Origin of the sequence: Mammaliicoccus sp. C-M13 (genome assembly GCF_022386845.1) — a bacterium.
Classification (GTDB): Bacteria; Bacillota; Bacilli; order Staphylococcales; family Staphylococcaceae; genus Mammaliicoccus; species Mammaliicoccus lentus.
Genome location: NZ_JAJNHQ010000001.1, coordinates 74,117 through 90,734, shown reverse-complemented (window position 1 = coordinate 90,734; position 16,618 = coordinate 74,117). Strand labels below are relative to the sequence as shown.

The window sequence follows — 16,618 nt, the reverse complement described above, 5'->3', positions numbered from 1 at the left end:
ATAAATTGAAATTAAATTCTTTATATTTTTTGAATTTTTTTGTTTTATTAGATAATGAAAAATACACTCTAAAAAATGAAACCATTCATCTTTTAGAGTGTATTATATATTTTATAGTATTTTATTTTACAATTTCTTGTCCACGTTTATTCCATGTGAATATAAAGCTTAACATTGCTAACACACTTACAATTGTTAACAATAAGAAACCAGAATCCCATCCTAAGTTATCTACAACAAGACCCATGATAATATTAGCCATAACTGCACCACCTAAATAGCCAAACAAACCTGTTAGTCCTGCTGCAGTACCTGCCGCTTTTTTAGGTACATAGTCTAATGCTTGTAAGCCAATTAACATTACTGGTCCATAGATTAAAAAGCCTATTGCGATTAAAGCAATATTATCCACCAATGGATTTCCAGGAGGATTTAGCCAATAAATAACAACGGCTATTGTTACACCTAACATGAATATGAAGCCAGCTGGTCCCCTTCTACCTTTAAATACTTTATCTGAAATATATCCACATAATAATGTACCTGGTATACCTGCCCATTCATATAAGAAGTAAGCCCAACCAGATGCATTTAAATTAAAATCTTTTTCTTCGCTTAAATAAGTTGGAGCCCAATCAAGCACACCATACCTTACAAAATAAACAAATATATTTGCAATTGCTATCATCCAAACCCATTTATTATTTAGTACATATTTAAACAATATTTCTTTAGTTGTCAGTTCTACTTCTAATGTTTCTCTATTTTCATTTGGATAATCTTGTCTATAATCTTCAATTGGTGGTAATCCCATCGATTGAGGTGTGTCTCTAACAAGAATATATGAAACTAATGCAATAATTAATGCGAGTATTGCTGGATAAATAAAGGCTCCTTCAAACCCTTTTAAGTAGCCAAATGAAAGTGTTCCTGTAATAGAGATACCTAATAAAGCAAGTGGCGCCATCAATCCGCCGCCCACATTATGCGCAACATTCCAAATAGCAGTCTTACCTCCACGTTCACTCACACTATACCAATGTACAAGAACTCTACCTGACGGTGGCCATCCCATACCTTGGAACCATCCATTTAAGAACAGCATAATAAACATAATCGTAATGCTTGATGTTAAGACAGGAATAAAACCCATCAATAAGTTAACAATAGCAGTTAATACAAGTCCTAAAGTTAAAAATATTCTCGCATTACTCCGGTCACTAATGGTTGCCATAACAAATTTACTAAATCCGTAAGCGATTGAAATAGCTGATAAGGCAAAACCTAATTCTGATTTACTAAATCCTTCATCAATTAAAGCAGGCATCGCGAGTGAAAAGTTCTTACGTAATAAATAATAACCTGCATACCCTAAGAAGATCCCAATAAATACTTGGAGTCTCAGTTTTTTATACGTATCGTCTACCTCTTCTTTAGGTAAAGGTTCAATATGTTTAGCTGGCTTTAGAAAATTGAACATGCTTTAAACCTCCTCGAATATTAATTTTTTGTAAAGTTTGTTAAGAAATTGTAAAATCTCGTTTCTTAACCCAATAATAGATATTGGTATTGCTAAAGTCAATGACATTTAAACTATTTTATTTTGATACTTTTATTGAATACAGCTATGTTAAAATGTTTTATATATGGTCAAAATACGTTAGATGATGATTTGGACATACTTTCTAATAAAACGATATTGAAAAAATTATTCGTACTGAAATACATATTTTAACGAATACGAAGGAGGACAAATCATGAACTTTATTGTCTGGCTTATTATCTTCTGTGAAATCGCATTTTGGGTAGTTATCTTATTAGGTTTGGTTACAAGATATATATTTAAACGTAAAAATCTCGGTTTATTCTTCTTAGCATTAACACCCGTGCTAGATTTAATATTGCTTGTTTCAACAAGTTTAGATTTATACCACGGTGCTACCGCAGAACTACCTCACGCTATTGCAGCAGTGTACATTGCAGTTTCAATTGTATTCGGTAAAAGTATGATTCAATGGGCGGATGAAAGATTTCAGTATTATATTATGAAAGAAGGTCCAAAACCTTATAAACCGAAAGGCATTGCTTATGCTAAACAATACGGAAAAAGCTGGGTTAAACACTTAATATCTTATATTTTAGGAACTGGTATATTACATCTTATTATTTTTATCATTCACGACCCCAAACGTACAGAAGCAATGGATGATGTCATTAATTTATGGACAATTGTAATTATAATAGATTTAATCATCGCAATAAGTTACTTCATATGGCCACCACGCGATAAAAAAGCTTAAAATTATAAGCGTCAAAAAATTTAAAACAGATAAAGTATATGGCAAAATACTTTATCTGTTTTTTCTTTCTCCAATTTTGTATGTTGAAATGCTAACTAATAAAGACTATACTTGTTTCTGATAAGGAGGGATCTCAAGATGCTATTAAATGTGTCATGTTCTCTACAATTATTCATACCCAAAGTTCAAATTAAAATAAGAAGGGATTAATTATGAATAATTTTATTCAACCATATCAATATGTAAGTATTAAAGAACATTCAGAAAAACTATTTAACGTATATAAATCAGTCAATGACCCAAAAACAATCGATACTTTTCAAGCAATAACAAACGATCATATAGAACAACTTTTCACAGAAAAATATTCTGAAGTAGATAATTTCATAAACATCATTATGAATCCAAAAATCAATCGTTCACAAATTGAAAAAGTATTGCTTGGCTTAAAAGTTTATGTCATTCCTTTTCAACAACCGTCATCTAAACAAATAGAAAAAGTCTTCAAAAAGACTAAAAAACTTAAACAACCAGATTGGGATAACATTGATTTAAAAGAAACATCATATATCGGATGGAACGATTCTGGAAAACAGAAAAAATATATCATCATGTATGAAGATGATAAATTGACTGGTGTAGTTGGTGATTTATCTACAACTATTAAACCAGGTGTATGTAGTATTTGTAAGAAAGAATCTAATGTTTCCATGTTCTTATCAACTACGAAATCTAAAGGCGATGGCACATATACAAAGAACGGCAATTATATATGTCACGATAGTATTCGCTGTAACCAACAATTAGATCAACTAGAAGGTCTATACGATTTCATACGCACAGTTAAAATGAAATAATGAATGAAAACAAAGGATCCAGGACAAATTTATGTTCTGGATCCTTTGTTATATATGAGGGTATTATAGTGACTCTTACGGGCAAGAAATTTCAGTCTAGCACGTTACATTTTCTAACGGGCTAGTGAATGTAAACAAGCACGTTAGCGCATTATTCTTCATCTTTATTTGGATTTATATACTAAACTCTTTTTATATCCAACCTTTTTCTATAGCAATTTGCCAAGCGTCGAAACGGTTTTCCGCTTCTAATTTTTCTATGATTGTCGATGTGTAATTTCTTATCGTCCCATCTGACAAAAATAGTTCTTTAGAAATCTCTTTGCTCGATAATCCTTTTCCAATCTTTTTAAGTACTAGTTGCTCTTTAGGATTTAAAGGGTTTTTATATTTAAGCATAGAAGTCATTAATGTTTCGCTATATTCCTTTTTACCATCCATTACATTTTTTATAGTTGTAACTAATTCATCTATTGAACGCTCTTTAAGTACGTATGCATCAATATCATTTGCAACTGCACTTTCAAAATATCCGGGGCGCTTAAATGTAGTCACGATAATAACTTTCGTATCCATATTAGACTCTTTAATTGCTTTTAATACTTCTAGACCTGTCATTTTCGGCATTTCTACATCTAATATTGCTACATCTGGTTTCTTTTCTTTTATTAATGTGAGTGCATTTTCTCCATTTGCAGTATCACCCAAGATTTCTAATTCATCGTTTAATTCCATAAGCTGTACCATGGCTTTTCTCAACATTTCTTGATCTTCAGCTATGACAATTGAAATCATAATGTATCATCCCCCTTTTGGTAAGCTAATTGTCATTTTAAAGCCATCATCTATATTATTCACTTCAAAATCCCCATTAAATACATTGATTCTTTGTTTAATGCTATTAAAATCATTATCGTTTATTTTTTTCATACCTTTGCCATCATCTTCAATAACCATAATAATATTTTGATCGTTTTCTATAATTGTCCCTGTTACTTTTGTTGCTTGAGCGTGTTTTATCACATTATTTATCGCTTCTCTTAAAACCATAGATAATGCTGATTGCTTTGTAGGGCTGAGTATACTAGCACGAATTGCATGATTAAATTCAAACGATAAATTTGCATTTTTTAATAATGTGTCCATTGTTTCTACTTCTTCTTCAAAAGATTGAAGTTTCAAGTCATCAACTATCGCTCTTACTTTTACTAGAGCTTCCTTAGATAATTCATTAACTGATGCCATTTCTTCTTTAGCTTGTTCGATATCATTATCAGCTAACTTCATCGCTAATTCAGACTTAATACTTAAACTAGCAAATACATGACCTAAAGTATCATGTAAGTCTTGACCAATACGATTTCTTTCTTGTTCAGCAATTAATATATTAATATGTTCGTTTTTACTATTAATTTCTTCTTTTAACTTATCAGCTTCAATAGCTTTAAAGTTACCTAACAAAAGCAAAATAAAAACAATACTCATAGGAGAAAGAATAAACAAATAATCTTTATAATCAAGTACAACTATCGTTAGGCTCAATGAAAATGCAATGAAATACATAAGCACTTCAATAGAATTTAGCTTTACCTGAAAAGCATAAGGTATAATGAATGCCCCATAAAAGAAGAACATAATATCAAAAGCATGGAAAAATGCCACAAAATATATAATTCCTAAAAAGTGAATCAATAATAATACTCTTCTTAATTTAACCTTTTCCGTTAAATCTTCATAAATCATAATCAAATAACTTAAAATAAAAAGGATGGTAACAAAAATACCACCCCATAAAGGACCTTTATAGCCTAATACAGTTAAACTCAGTATTGGAAAAATCAAATAAACGGTGTTTGCAGTACCTATTGGATTCGCTTTAACTTTATCTAATATGGACAATTAAATCACTTCCGTTTTTTTACGTATAAATAATGCTGTACTTATAAATATTATACAATAAACTATTAAAATAAATAGAGATTCATAGTGAAAGCTACCGCTCGTTGTAAAAGAAAGTGAGAGCTCTCTTAAATTATAAGTTGGTGTTAAATAAGAAATTTCTTTTAGCCAATTTGGAAATTGGTCTGTAGGAAACCATAGTCCTCCTATTACAGCAAGACCTAGATACAGGATATTCGCTATTGCACTAGCTTTTTGAATATCTTTAATTTGTGATATGAGCACTCCTATAGATAAGAACATGCTTGATCCTATCCATAATAAAATAGCTGATCCTATCCATTCTCCTATAGACATCTCAACACCTTTATACAACGCTCCAGTTACAAATAAAGCAATTATAGACATACAAAACATGCACATTAATTTCATAATTTTACCAGCATAATAATGTATTGGAGATAAAGGTGTTTTAAACAGATTTTTAGCCCAACCTAATTTCTTATCTTCAATCATTTCAAGTGGGAAAGTCATGATACAGAAACTGCTTAAACTAAAAGTCGCCATGCTAAACATATATTCTTTGTAAAACTTCGCTTCATATTCCTTTGGTAAATCTAACATAGCTGTGAAAATTAAATAAAAAACAAGTGGTAACATAATTGAAAGTATTAAATATGCTTTCTTTCTAGACAATAAAATGAGTTCAGATTTAAAGTAAGCCCATAACATAGGACATCAATTCCTTTCTTCATCTTTTTTGAATATAGTATCCATTAATGAGTCTTTCGTAATTTCAATTTCGTTAAAATCAACATTATTCTCTATCAATTTTCTTATTATCGGATTCACATCTTCAGTTTTTATATTCAAAATGTCTTTTAGTTCTTCAATTTCAATATCTTTAAGATTTTCAATGATTTTTTTGTTTTTTAAAGGAATTTGGATATTTGTTTTATGGTCACTATGACGAATTTCACGTGGCGTGCTATCGACTATAAGTTCACCTTTATTAAGTACTATGACACGGTCAGCCATTCTTTCCACTTCTTCAATATAATGAGATGTATAAAATATTGTTTTTCCTTCTTTTTTCATTTGGTCAATTACTACCCAAAAATGCTTTCTCATTTCAGTATCCATTGCACTTGTAGGTTCATCTAAGATTACAAAGTTAGGCTTTCCAATGATGGATAATGCAAAATCAAGAATTCTACGCTCACCGCCAGATAATTTGGAAGCGAATTGTTCTAATTTTTCATCATTAAATCTAGTAATTCTTTTAAAGTCTTCAATTGAAATTGTTTGTTTATAAAACGATTTATATAAATTAAATAATTCTTTTACTTTCATCACATCTAGAAATGCTGACGTTTGAAATAATATTCCCATATATTTTTTATCGAGTTGGTATTGGTCACTTTCAATCGTTCCATTGTTTGGCTTTCTATCACCAATAATCATATCTATTAACGTTGATTTTCCTGCACCATTCGGCCCAATTAAAGCTGTACATTCACCTTTATTAATTTGAAAAGAAACATCATTCACAACTTTTTTACCATTATAAACTTTCGTTACATTTTGAACTTTAATCACTATGGCCACCACCTTTTATAAGATTGGTTTAAGTATAAATTATATTAGCTGTATGTATAAGTACAAATTGTCACGAATACACTATGACAATTGTCATAAAGTTAGTACATCTCACACTTCTCACATAAAAAAACCAACCTATCGAGTGATAGATTGGGGGTTAAACTCTTATTTATTTCTTGCTCATCATATAATAAATCATAACAATCACCATTAAGATTAATTGTGGTATAACCGTCTCATATGTTGGATATAATCCTATAAGATCTATAAATGGTAAATGATTAATTGTGTGTTGAGGCAAAATGTTGAGAATTTGTAGCGTGTGTACACTTACGCCTAATATTTTAAATGCTAATAGGAATATAAATAGTGACATAATAAAGAATAGTCTATGTATTGGTATCCATTTTGTAATTTGATTAAAGAATACGGCTATTAAAATTAAAATAAATACTGCTACTAATATTCCAAGTATGAGAGACCATGTTGAAATCTTACCTACTATACCTAAATAGAAAATAATAGTTTCCGCACCTTCTCTAAATACTGATAAAAATGCTACTAAACCGAATGTTAGTAGACTACCTGTAGACATCGCTTTATCCATGTTTTTATTAATAAATTTTTCCCATGATTCTAAACTTGATTTTGAATGTAACCAAGCACCTACAATAACCATCAAAATAACCGAGCATATACCCACTATACCTTCAGTTAATTCACGCGTAGATCCTAAATTTTCAAATATTGCCTTAAATATGAATGCTAAAGCTATACTTAATATAATTCCTAGCAAGCTTCCACTCATTATCCATTTAGATGCTTTTGTTTGTTCTGCTTTACGAGTAACTGTTAACAAAGCCATAATAATTAGCAATGCTTCTACACCTTCTCATAAAAGGATTAAAGCTGCGTCCCAAAATGTATATCCTGCTTTAGCAATAGTTGATTTAATTTCTTGATCCAATGTCTCAAGTTCTGCTTGTATATCATCTTTATTGCTTTCATTTATTTGCCCTACATATTGTGGTATTTTCTGTTCTATTTTTGTGTACAGTTCACCATTTCTTGTGCCAATTTCATTTTCCACGTTTGGCCAAGCAACAATAAAGCTTTGTAAATCTTGTTTTGTTTTACTTAGTTTATTATTTTTGATATTTCTGATTGCTTCATCTAGATACTCATTTAAAACCGTTACATCTTGGTTGCTAGTTTTTGCATCTGACTGCTTACCTGCATGATAGTCATCAAGTTCTTTTTTTAGTTGGTCTACTTGCATTTGGGCACTACCTTGCTCGATTTTATCTTTTGTAAGTTCTATTCTAATAAACATCAATGCTGTTTCTATTTTACCGTAACGCCCAATATCTTCTTCTCTCACAATTTTTTCGTTGTTTGTCCAAGTTGAATTCAATTTATTATTAATTACCACCGCTTTGTCAAAGTCTTTGTTAGAAATAGCTGTACCCATCTCTTTAATCAACGGTTGCATTTGATTTTGCAATTTATCTCTTTTTGCTTGTTTGTCTACTGGATTTAATACTTTTTCATAATCTATCAAATCTGTTGTTAAAGTATTAAGCGATTTTATTTTTTCATCATTTGAGTTACTTTTTTCGATATTTTCTATATCATTATTAATTGTTTTAACTAATTTATGATCTTTTTTGTTAACTTTTGACCAATTTTCTTTAATATCCTTAAAGTGTGCTTCAAAAGCTTTTGTATCCTTGTCTTGGAGTGCTGTTTTGGCATCTGTCACACTAATATAAATATTACTTAAACTTATTTCCGCTTTAACAGTTATAGGGATAACTAGGCACATTAATATGGTAATACTAAATGCGATTAAATAACGCTTCACCTAAATATCCTCCTTCTTGAACACCAGGTAAACATAGAAAAATACCTGAACCTCTATGTGTGATATATTCATTCAATTTATCTTGAGCGCCCATTTTGCTTTGAATTTTAATGAATTGTTCCGGTGCTCTTTGGAATGATAAAAATAATAGCCCTGCATCAAATGCGCCAGTTTGTTCATTAATACCATCTGAGTATGAATAAGAACGTCTAAGCAAATTAGATTTCGCCTGTTTTGCTAAACTGACATGTGATTCATCTTCTATTAATTTCTCTCCATTTTTATCTTTTATATTTCTATCAAACTCGTCAAATTCTTTCTCTTTACCTAATGGAGCACCGGAATGTCGATACCTTCCAAATGTAGCTTCCTGTTCACCAAGTGCCGTTCTATCCCATGTTTCTAACAACATTTGTATTCTTCTTACAACTAAATATGAACCGTTTTTCGCCCACCCGTCTTGAATAAACACATACTTATCTAATTCAGTTTTATTATGTATAGACGGGTTTCCAGTGCCATCTTTAAATGAAAATAAATTTCTGGGTGTTTCCATTTTTCCATCTTTTACTTTGATAGAATTAAATCCAGATTGACTCCATTTCATAGAAACTTCACCTTTAGCTACTCTTATCAAATTTCTAATAGCATGGAAATTCACTTGTGGATTATCAGAGCAAGCTTGTATACATATGTCTCCGCCAGTATATTGTTTATCTAATTGGTCTTTAGGAAAATGAGGTAAGTCTTTCAACAATTCAGGTTTATACTTTTCAAGGCCAACTTTTTCGAAAAAGGATGGACTTATACCAAAAGTTAATGATAAATGATTAGCATCTATACCGATTGTTTCACCGGTATCTGGACTTGGTAACATTTTATTTTGGCCTAACTCTTTTACTGGTTCCCCATTCATTAAATGAACGCTATAATTCGTCCAAGTTTTAAACATTTCTTTAACATCAGAAACAGACATTTTATTAATCGTTAACACTACAAAATAAATATGTTTCTGCAAATCAGTTGTAATACCTGATTGGTACTTACCATAAAATTTCACTTTATTTTTTACATCTGTTTTATCTTTTGCAAAATATTGAGAAGCTAACAAGGTTCCACCGACACCGGTAGAACCTAAAATGAGGCCAGCACCCCCAACTCCAGCAAGCTTCAAAAAATCCCTTCTTGCTATATGGTTGTCCTTGTTAGTCATAAGTTATCACTCCGTAATGACTGCCATCTGACTTAATGATTCACCTAATTTATCAACTGCTTCAGATAATTTTTTCGTATCCTCTTTTGATAATTTAGTATAGTCGACATAGCCGCCATCTTTCGTTTCATATTTTGCTAATAATTTGTTAACGTTATCAAATCTTTCTTGCGTTGTTTCAGCAACTTTTTTATCTTTTTCAGTTACTTTATCTTTAAAGATTTCAAAGATTTTTTCTGCTCCTTCAATATTTGCTTTGAAGTCATATAAATCTGTATGTGAATAAATTTCTTCTTCACCAGTTATTTTTGAACTTGATACTTCATTTAATAAATCGATAGAACCTTGCAACATTAATTTTGGTGTTACGTCTACAGTATCAACTTTTGCTCTTAACTCTTTTACATCTTTAAGTAATTGGTCTGCAACAGGTCCCATATCTTTTGTAGAGTTTTCTTCCCATAAAGTTTTTTCTATTTTATGATAACCTGACCATTCGTTTTCCTTTTTCTCTTCCTTCATATCAGCTAAGCGCGCATCAATTTTAGGGTCCAGTTCGCCAAAACTTTCCGCTACTGGCTCTGATCTTTCATAATACATACGCGCTTTTGGATAAATCTCTTTAGCTTTTTCAACATCGTCAGCTTTAACAGCCTCTACAAACTTTTCAGTTTCAGTTAAAAATGTATCTAATTGTTTCGTTGTGAAATCTTTATATGCTTTTGTTTCTTTAGAAAAATCAACTTTTGTAGTTTCTTTCGTTTCTTTATCACCATTAGTTTCCTTTTTCTCATCATCATTACCACAAGCAGTTAATATTAAAGTACTTGCTAAAAGTGTTGTTGCTATTCTCTTCATGATTGGATTCTCCCCACCTAATTGATATTCATTATCACTCTTTTAATTTATTCCTATCTTTACTATTAGTCAATAAGAAATTTCAATAAAATGTAAATTAAATTGAGGGTAATCAAGGTAAAAAAGCATAAAAAATAGGCTGGGACATTTATTTCTGTCCCAACCTGTCCAAACATTTCATATTAGTCTTGTTCTTGTTCTAATATTTCTTTCGTTTTAGCATCAATCGTAAATTCTGTTGTGTCTTTATTTCCTTCTTTTAAGTCAATAGAATAAACAAGTTTACCGTTTTCTCTACTTAATGACCATTCTTTTAAATCTCCTGATGCTTTATCTTGAGCTACTTTTAAAGCATCTTCGAATTTAGCTGCATCAGATAACTTAAATGTTTTGTCATTGTCGTCGTCATCTTCTTTTTCGTTTTCAACGTTAGTAACAGAATTATCTTCCGCATTAATCAAGACTTTATTTTCATCTTGTCCATCTAATAATTCAACTTTATAACTCCACTCACCAGTTTCTTTTTCGAATGATATGTCTTTCAAACCACCTTTTTCTTCTTTTTGAGCTGTTTTAACTGCTTCTTCAGGTGATACTTTCACATCATTCCATTTTACAGTTTTTTCAGTTGCTTTATTATCAGATTTATTATCTGACATTGTAGAATCATCTTTATTGTCATTATCTTGACTGTCATTTTCTTTTTCAGTTTGTTCTGATTTTTGATCTTTTTGATCATCTTTCATATCGTCGTCATCATTATCATTTCCGCAAGCAGATAATACTAGACCTGAAGCTAAAAGTAATGACATCCATTTAAATTTCATAATTATACCTCCTCAAGTTGATTACTATTTATATATTCACAGTTTCTTAATATTTTAAACATTTATTTATTTTATTAGACAAATATTGTATTATCAGTTATATTAATAGAAACAATAAAATAGCTCGTAAGTCTTATTAAGAGTAGGCGGAGGGAATTGGCCCGATGAAACCTCAGCAACAGGCGTAAGTACTGTGCTAAATCCAACAAGTATCAACTTGAAAGATAAGAAGATTCTCTAAACAGCTCTTCTTAATCTTAAGATGAGCTGTTTTATTGTTACTAAAACATTTAGGAGGCAATATTATGAGAACAAGAGACGACATTTTATCAGAATTAGTGGAGTTAAAACAAAACCCACCACAAAGTTTTTCAGGATCTATGTATAAAACAAATAAAAAAAATGCTTTGATTGGTGAACTGGTGGATTTAGAGAATGAACAAAATCCTGAACGCTATAAGCATAAATCACAATTCAATGAGTTCGATATTCATATTACGATTACTAAAAAATAATTAAAAACCCCGCTAGCGTATAAGCAGAAATCTTTATACGTTAGCGAGGATTTTTTATTTACAAAGGATTAAATAAATATTTGAAGATACTCAGGCTAACCTTTTAATGTTTCACCTTCTGCTTCTAATATAATTTGCATTGCTACTAATTTAGCAATATGATTACCACTTGCAGCAGAATCGATAAGTTGTGAAGGCATTGCACCATTTGTTTCACCAGCTACAAATAACCCTGGAATAGAAGTTTCTCCAAAATCATCTTTTTTAATACCTCCATTTTCATCTCTTTCAATTTGAAGTTCTTCTAAAAATGAAAATTTTGTATCCCATTCAACTGATATAATCGCACCATTCCTAGAAATTCTAGTACCATCTTCATATATCACTTCATTTATCATTCCATCTTCATGTTTAAATTCCGATACTTTACCTTGAACAAGCTTTATATTTTTCTTTTTTAAAAATGATTTATCATCTTCGGTTAATTCTGAAAAATCTTGTGAACTTATAACTAAATCATTAGTCCAATTGCTAACTAATTTAGCCATATGCATCACTAGTTCTGGAGATACATCTACGAGTAATGATTTATTTCTTAATTCATAACCGTCACACCAAGGACAGTAAAATGCAGATTTTCCGTAAATTTCTTTCACACCTTTTATATTAGGTAATTTTTCTCTTAATCCAGTACATAACATAACTTTCTTAGCTTTGTACGTTTCATTTTTCGTTTTCACTATGAAAGTATTGTCTTCTTTAATAATCTTTTCAACTGTATCTTGCACGCGCGTTACATCTTCATATTTATCAACATCCGATTGTGCTTTTTCCCTTAATTCTTCTGGTGTTACACCATCTTGTGTTAAAAACGCATGTGAAGTCTGTGTCACTTTATTTCTCGCATTATCATTATCTATTACCAATGTTGTTTTTAAAGCTCTTCCTAAAGTTAAAGCACTCGCTAATCCAGCTGGACCTCCACCTACTACTATACAATCAAACATATTTATACCACCTTTTTTCACATATATTAAAGAGTCTTAATATCTATAATTAGCTGTTAAAAAAAGATTTAATTTACATTAAATCTTTTAACGTCTTCGATTTTAAAGATTTCGTCATTTCATCCTCCGCAGAGTTTAAAATAGATTGAACTTTACATTCCGGACCATGATTAAAACTATCTTCTATCATGCTTCTATGACCATCGATTGCAGTAATGATGTCATATATTCTAATGGTTTCCCAATTATTCACTAAATAATAACCACCCTTAGCACCAGAAGCTGATTTAATCACACCAGCTTTGACAAGTTGAGTTAAAATTTTAGATAAATACGTAACAGAAACATTTAGCTCGTCAGATAACCTCTTTACAGTTACAGGCTGATTATCACCATTGCTTATTAAATATAGTAATGAATGTAAAGCATAATCTGTACCTTTAGATATCTTCATGTTACACCTCTGTATTATAGATATTGTGTGTCTATAATATCATATATATTATTATTGTCTATAGATCAGCTTAAGGATTTAGTGAAAATAAAAAAAGTCGGAGACATTAATTTTGTCTCCGACTCTTCACTTATCAAAAATCTTCTAATTGTTCAAATTGCGACATATATAAGTCTTTATATTTACCGCCTTGTGCCATCAGTTCATCATGGCTACCCATTTCCTTAATTTGTCCTTGTTCTATAAATACAATTCTATCTACGTGTCTAATCGTACTTAATCTATGTGCAATGATTAATGATGTTCTTCCTTGTGATAGATTTTTGAATGCTGACTGTATTTTATTTTCTGTTTCTACATCTAGAGCACTTGTTGCTTCGTCTAATATAATGATTGGTGGGTTTTTCAAGAACATTCTCGCGATTGAAATACGTTGTTTTTGTCCACCTGAAAGTTTCGTTCCTCGTTCTCCGACAACTGTATCTAAGCCAGCTGGTAATTCATCTACAAATGATCTTAACTGCGCTTGGTCGACAGCTTCATTGATTTCTACTTCTGTCGCGTTTAGGTTACCATATATTATATTATCTCTTAACGTTCCACCAAATAAGAATACATCTTGTTGAACAACACCAATTTGTTTTCTTAAAGATTCTAATGTATAAGATTTAATATTTTTATTATTGATTTTAACTGCACCTTCTATAGGATCATAGAACCTTGGTAATAACGAACAAATCGTTGTTTTACCTCCCCCACTCGGTCCTACAAGCGCTATTTTTTCACCTTGTTCAATTTTAATTGATAACTGATCTAGCACTAACTTTTCACCGTATTTAAATGATACATTTTCATATTCTATGATGTCCGGTTCATCAGTAAACTCTACAGCATCTTCACTATCTTTAATTTCAGGATCCATATTTACGATTTCTTTAAAGTTTTTAAACCCTGCAATACCTTTCGGGAATAACTCAATAATCATATTTATAGCTTCTAAAGGTTTAAATAGTAAATTCGTAATCATAATAAAAGCTACAAAACCACCGTATGACAATGAACCATTTAACACGAAATAGCTTCCCATAATCAATACGAAAATCATAGTTAATTTTTGTGCAATATGACTGATTGTTATATTCCAAGACATGAACGAATATGCTTTTAATTTAGTTGCTCTAAAATTATCATTAACTTTTTTAAATCTTGATAGTTCATAACCTTCATTTGTAAAAGCTTGAACAAGTCTCATTCCACCAACATTATCTGAGATTAATTCGTTAAATCTAGATACGTTACTAAATAAACTTTTAAAAGCTCCAGACATTTTATGGTTGAAATAAATCGTCAGTACAAAAATAATCGGTATAACACAGAAAGTAATCAATGCTAATTTCACATCAATTGTTAACATGATGACAAATGAACCAATCAACGTCATAAGTGCTACGAATATATCCTCAGGTCCATGATGGGCTACTTCCCCAATATCCATCAAGTCATTCGTTAAACGACCAATAATTTTACCCGATTTCTGGTTATCAAAAAATCCAAAATTCATTTTTTGAATATGTTCATACAGTTCATTACGAATGTCTCTTTCAATATTAGTCCCCAGTTTATGCCCCCAATACGTTACGATGAATTTTAATACAGATTCAACAACGTATATGAATAATAAAATAAAAACAAATATTACAATCCAACTCCAATTCTTAGTTGGTAGCAAACGGTCTATAAATATACTCGTAATTAATGGAAAAATGAGTTCTAATATACCTACAAACACAGCTGAACCAAAATCTAAGAAAAATAATCCTTTATAGGGTTTATAATATTGGAAGAATTCCTTCATAATTAACCTCCTATGAATAAATTTAATCAAAGACCATTATACTATAATTTTAAAATTTTACTTTAGTTTTCTAAAAATAAATAAATTTAATTATTATTGCAAACTAAAATAATATATTATTGATTAATTAAAAGAAGATATTGAACATATAGAGAGTTGGTTAGACAAATCAGATTTTTTGCGGATGCTTGTTGCCTTTTCTTATGAGTCTTGACAATAACGATAGCCTTATTGCCTTTTCTTGCCAAACGTGTCAATAAAGATAGCCTTATTGCCTTTTTTCGCGAGTCTTGACAATAACGATAAGCTAATTTGCAAGTGGACACCCAAGTGCAACGTAGTTTATCCTTATTTCACAAAAAAACACCACTCAATTCTTCTTTAATTGAGTGGTGGTTCGTTTTTATTTTCTTATTAACGATTAATGGATCGTGCTATTCTTGAGACTGTATGTCTTTGTCCTCTTATCGCTTTGCTTAGTGCGTATATGTTTTCGACTGGTGCTAGACCACCGTATCCTGCATCTCCAATATGCTGTATGTCTACGCCTAATGTTTTATTTTTTATAGCCATTTCTTTAATAGTAGATTCATCTGCGCTTTCTTGTGATGTTCCAATGGCACTCATAACAAGCGCTCCGTGTTGATGTGCGACTTTTACTGCTTCACGAACTTCTTCTTCGGACACACCCCAAACTGTTCCTACTGCTGGTACAAGTATGATATCAGCACCCGCTTCTACAAATCGCGTTATAACTTCTAAATCGACTACTGCTTCGTCTACACCTGAACCGTGCATTTTACCCGCTATAATCAATCCATCAAAATGATTTTTTGCTGTTTCAATTGCTTCTAATATATTTAGGTTCGTTACACCTGTAGCTGGGTTACCTGTTAAACATACAAAATCAAATCCTAGTTCATTTGCGTGCTTAAATGTTTTTTCTGTTGCTTTTCTACCGTACGATATTTCTAATTTCGATTCGGCCATTTTGGCTTTGTCATCTACAGGTTCTAAGTTAACGCCAATAGGTCTGCCTACTAGATTTTTTAAATCTTTAATTGGCTCTCCGGTACCTTGATATTCTTTGTTATATAATCCCTTTATTTCTGGGTTCACGACATCAAAAGCATTTAATAAAATCATATCCGCACCAAAAGCGGTCGCCATTTCTGCGTTTGTAACATCTAGTACAAGCGCTGGATCGTGTACAACAATGTTCTCACTTAACACTGTTCTACCTTCACTAGCTTTAATGCTTTGTTTTAGTTCTTCTTTCGAAAACTTTGAAATATCAGATGCATTAGCACTTATCAAACGTTTTACCACACAATCACCCTTCCGCATTTTATACAGTTTAACGATAT

Annotated in this window: 16 protein-coding genes, 1 pseudogene and 1 riboswitch; of the genes and pseudogenes, 3 read left to right on the top strand and 14 right to left on the bottom strand. The window is 31.0% G+C overall.

What is annotated here, in order from left to right; translation table 11 throughout:
* Nucleotides 1-121: 121 nt before the first annotated feature.
* Nucleotides 122-1,480: a glycerol-3-phosphate transporter gene (gene glpT, locus LQ615_RS00440; RefSeq protein ID WP_239703948.1), complete on the bottom strand. Its 1,359-nt coding sequence runs from the start codon at nucleotides 1,478-1,480 to the stop codon at nucleotides 122-124.
* A 277-nt stretch (nucleotides 1,481-1,757) separates the two neighbouring features.
* On the opposite strand from glpT, the gene LQ615_RS00435 reads away from it, so the two are divergent.
* Entirely contained in the window at nucleotides 1,758-2,300 is a 543-nt protein-coding gene (locus LQ615_RS00435) for a hypothetical protein (RefSeq protein WP_218688244.1), read from the top strand.
* A gap of 212 nt (nucleotides 2,301-2,512) precedes the next feature.
* Nucleotides 2,513-3,157: a FusB/FusC family EF-G-binding protein gene (locus tag LQ615_RS00430; protein WP_064211160.1), complete on the top strand. Its 645-nt coding sequence runs from the start codon at nucleotides 2,513-2,515 to the stop codon at nucleotides 3,155-3,157.
* Between the two features lie 192 nt (nucleotides 3,158-3,349).
* On the opposite strand, the gene LQ615_RS00425 is transcribed toward LQ615_RS00430, so the two are convergent.
* The 9 genes and pseudogenes from LQ615_RS00425 to LQ615_RS00385 form a co-directional block, all read right to left on the bottom strand.
* Nucleotides 3,350-3,952, bottom strand: a complete 603-nt coding sequence (locus LQ615_RS00425; protein WP_239703947.1) for a response regulator transcription factor — start codon at nucleotides 3,950-3,952, stop codon at nucleotides 3,350-3,352.
* A 6-nt stretch (nucleotides 3,953-3,958) separates the two neighbouring features.
* Entirely contained in the window at nucleotides 3,959-5,056 is a 1,098-nt protein-coding gene (locus LQ615_RS00420; RefSeq protein WP_239703946.1) for a sensor histidine kinase, read from the bottom strand.
* On the bottom strand, nucleotides 5,057-5,788 hold the full coding sequence (locus LQ615_RS00415; RefSeq protein WP_016998436.1) for an ABC transporter permease: 732 nt from the start codon (nucleotides 5,786-5,788) through the stop codon (nucleotides 5,057-5,059).
* A gap of 6 nt (nucleotides 5,789-5,794) precedes the next feature.
* Nucleotides 5,795-6,655: an ABC transporter ATP-binding protein gene (locus tag LQ615_RS00410; protein ID WP_239703945.1), complete on the bottom strand. Its 861-nt coding sequence runs from the start codon at nucleotides 6,653-6,655 to the stop codon at nucleotides 5,795-5,797.
* Between the two features lie 172 nt (nucleotides 6,656-6,827).
* A pseudogene (locus LQ615_RS00405) lies at nucleotides 6,828-7,538 on the bottom strand (FTR1 family iron permease); the annotation flags it as partial.
* Between the two features lie 12 nt (nucleotides 7,539-7,550).
* Nucleotides 7,551-8,522 (bottom strand): hypothetical protein, encoded by a 972-nt coding sequence (locus LQ615_RS00400; RefSeq protein WP_239703943.1) that lies wholly within the window; start codon nucleotides 8,520-8,522, stop codon nucleotides 7,551-7,553.
* Nucleotides 8,497-9,735, bottom strand: a complete 1,239-nt coding sequence (efeB, locus tag LQ615_RS00395; protein ID WP_239703942.1) for an iron uptake transporter deferrochelatase/peroxidase subunit — start codon at nucleotides 9,733-9,735, stop codon at nucleotides 8,497-8,499. The genes LQ615_RS00400 and efeB overlap by 26 nt, the downstream gene beginning before the upstream one ends.
* 6 nt (nucleotides 9,736-9,741) lie before the next feature.
* Nucleotides 9,742-10,593, bottom strand: a complete 852-nt coding sequence (gene efeO / locus LQ615_RS00390; protein ID WP_016998440.1) for an iron uptake system protein EfeO — start codon at nucleotides 10,591-10,593, stop codon at nucleotides 9,742-9,744.
* Nucleotides 10,594-10,775: 182 nt separating this feature from the next.
* Nucleotides 10,776-11,420 (bottom strand): PepSY domain-containing protein, encoded by a 645-nt coding sequence (locus LQ615_RS00385; RefSeq protein ID WP_064204803.1) that lies wholly within the window; start codon nucleotides 11,418-11,420, stop codon nucleotides 10,776-10,778.
* A 130-nt stretch (nucleotides 11,421-11,550) separates the two neighbouring features.
* Nucleotides 11,551-11,651: riboswitch (SAM riboswitch) on the top strand.
* A gap of 74 nt (nucleotides 11,652-11,725) precedes the next feature.
* On the opposite strand from LQ615_RS00385, the gene LQ615_RS00380 reads away from it, so the two are divergent.
* Nucleotides 11,726-11,935, top strand: a complete 210-nt coding sequence (locus LQ615_RS00380) for a hypothetical protein (protein ID WP_064204802.1) — start codon at nucleotides 11,726-11,728, stop codon at nucleotides 11,933-11,935.
* 95 nt (nucleotides 11,936-12,030) lie between these two features.
* On the opposite strand, the gene LQ615_RS00375 is transcribed toward LQ615_RS00380, so the two are convergent.
* From LQ615_RS00375 to LQ615_RS00360, 4 genes are all read right to left on the bottom strand, one after another.
* A complete protein-coding gene (locus LQ615_RS00375) occupies nucleotides 12,031-12,942 on the bottom strand; it encodes an NAD(P)/FAD-dependent oxidoreductase (RefSeq protein WP_239703940.1) in 912 nt (303 codons plus the stop codon).
* A 73-nt stretch (nucleotides 12,943-13,015) separates the two neighbouring features.
* Nucleotides 13,016-13,396 carry an RrF2 family transcriptional regulator gene (locus tag LQ615_RS00370; RefSeq protein ID WP_239703939.1) on the bottom strand — a complete coding sequence of 127 codons (381 nt, stop codon included), beginning with the start codon at nucleotides 13,394-13,396 and terminating at the stop codon, nucleotides 13,016-13,018.
* Nucleotides 13,397-13,529: 133 nt separating this feature from the next.
* Nucleotides 13,530-15,254: an ABC transporter ATP-binding protein gene (locus LQ615_RS00365; protein WP_026023582.1), complete on the bottom strand. Its 1,725-nt coding sequence runs from the start codon at nucleotides 15,252-15,254 to the stop codon at nucleotides 13,530-13,532.
* Between the two features lie 411 nt (nucleotides 15,255-15,665).
* The gene (locus LQ615_RS00360) at nucleotides 15,666-16,580 is read right to left on the bottom strand and encodes a DUF7916 family protein (RefSeq protein WP_239703938.1); all 915 of its coding nucleotides are present in this window, start codon (nucleotides 16,578-16,580) and stop codon (nucleotides 15,666-15,668) included.
* Nucleotides 16,581-16,618 lie beyond the last annotated feature (38 nt).

What these genes read in the sequence shown, in the direction of transcription:
- efeO (WP_016998440.1), bottom strand. Translation starts at nt 10,593, where the DNA reads ATGAAGAGAATAGCAACAACACTTTTAGCAAGTACTTTAATATTAACT.
- LQ615_RS00370 (WP_239703939.1), bottom strand. Translation starts at nt 13,396, where the DNA reads ATGAAGATATCTAAAGGTACAGATTATGCTTTACATTCATTACTATAT.
- LQ615_RS00430 (WP_064211160.1), top strand. Translation starts at nt 2,513, where the DNA reads ATGAATAATTTTATTCAACCATATCAATATGTAAGTATTAAAGAACAT.
- LQ615_RS00425 (WP_239703947.1), bottom strand. Translation starts at nt 3,952, where the DNA reads ATGATTTCAATTGTCATAGCTGAAGATCAAGAAATGTTGAGAAAAGCC.
- LQ615_RS00385 (WP_064204803.1), bottom strand. Translation starts at nt 11,420, where the DNA reads ATGAAATTTAAATGGATGTCATTACTTTTAGCTTCAGGTCTAGTATTA.
- efeB (WP_239703942.1), bottom strand. Translation starts at nt 9,735, where the DNA reads ATGACTAACAAGGACAACCATATAGCAAGAAGGGATTTTTTGAAGCTT.
- LQ615_RS00415 (WP_016998436.1), bottom strand. Translation starts at nt 5,788, where the DNA reads ATGTTATGGGCTTACTTTAAATCTGAACTCATTTTATTGTCTAGAAAG.
- LQ615_RS00435 (WP_218688244.1), top strand. Translation starts at nt 1,758, where the DNA reads ATGAACTTTATTGTCTGGCTTATTATCTTCTGTGAAATCGCATTTTGG.
- LQ615_RS00375 (WP_239703940.1), bottom strand. Translation starts at nt 12,942, where the DNA reads ATGTTTGATTGTATAGTAGTAGGTGGAGGTCCAGCTGGATTAGCGAGT.
- glpT (WP_239703948.1), bottom strand. Translation starts at nt 1,480, where the DNA reads ATGTTCAATTTTCTAAAGCCAGCTAAACATATTGAACCTTTACCTAAA.
- LQ615_RS00380 (WP_064204802.1), top strand. Translation starts at nt 11,726, where the DNA reads ATGAGAACAAGAGACGACATTTTATCAGAATTAGTGGAGTTAAAACAA.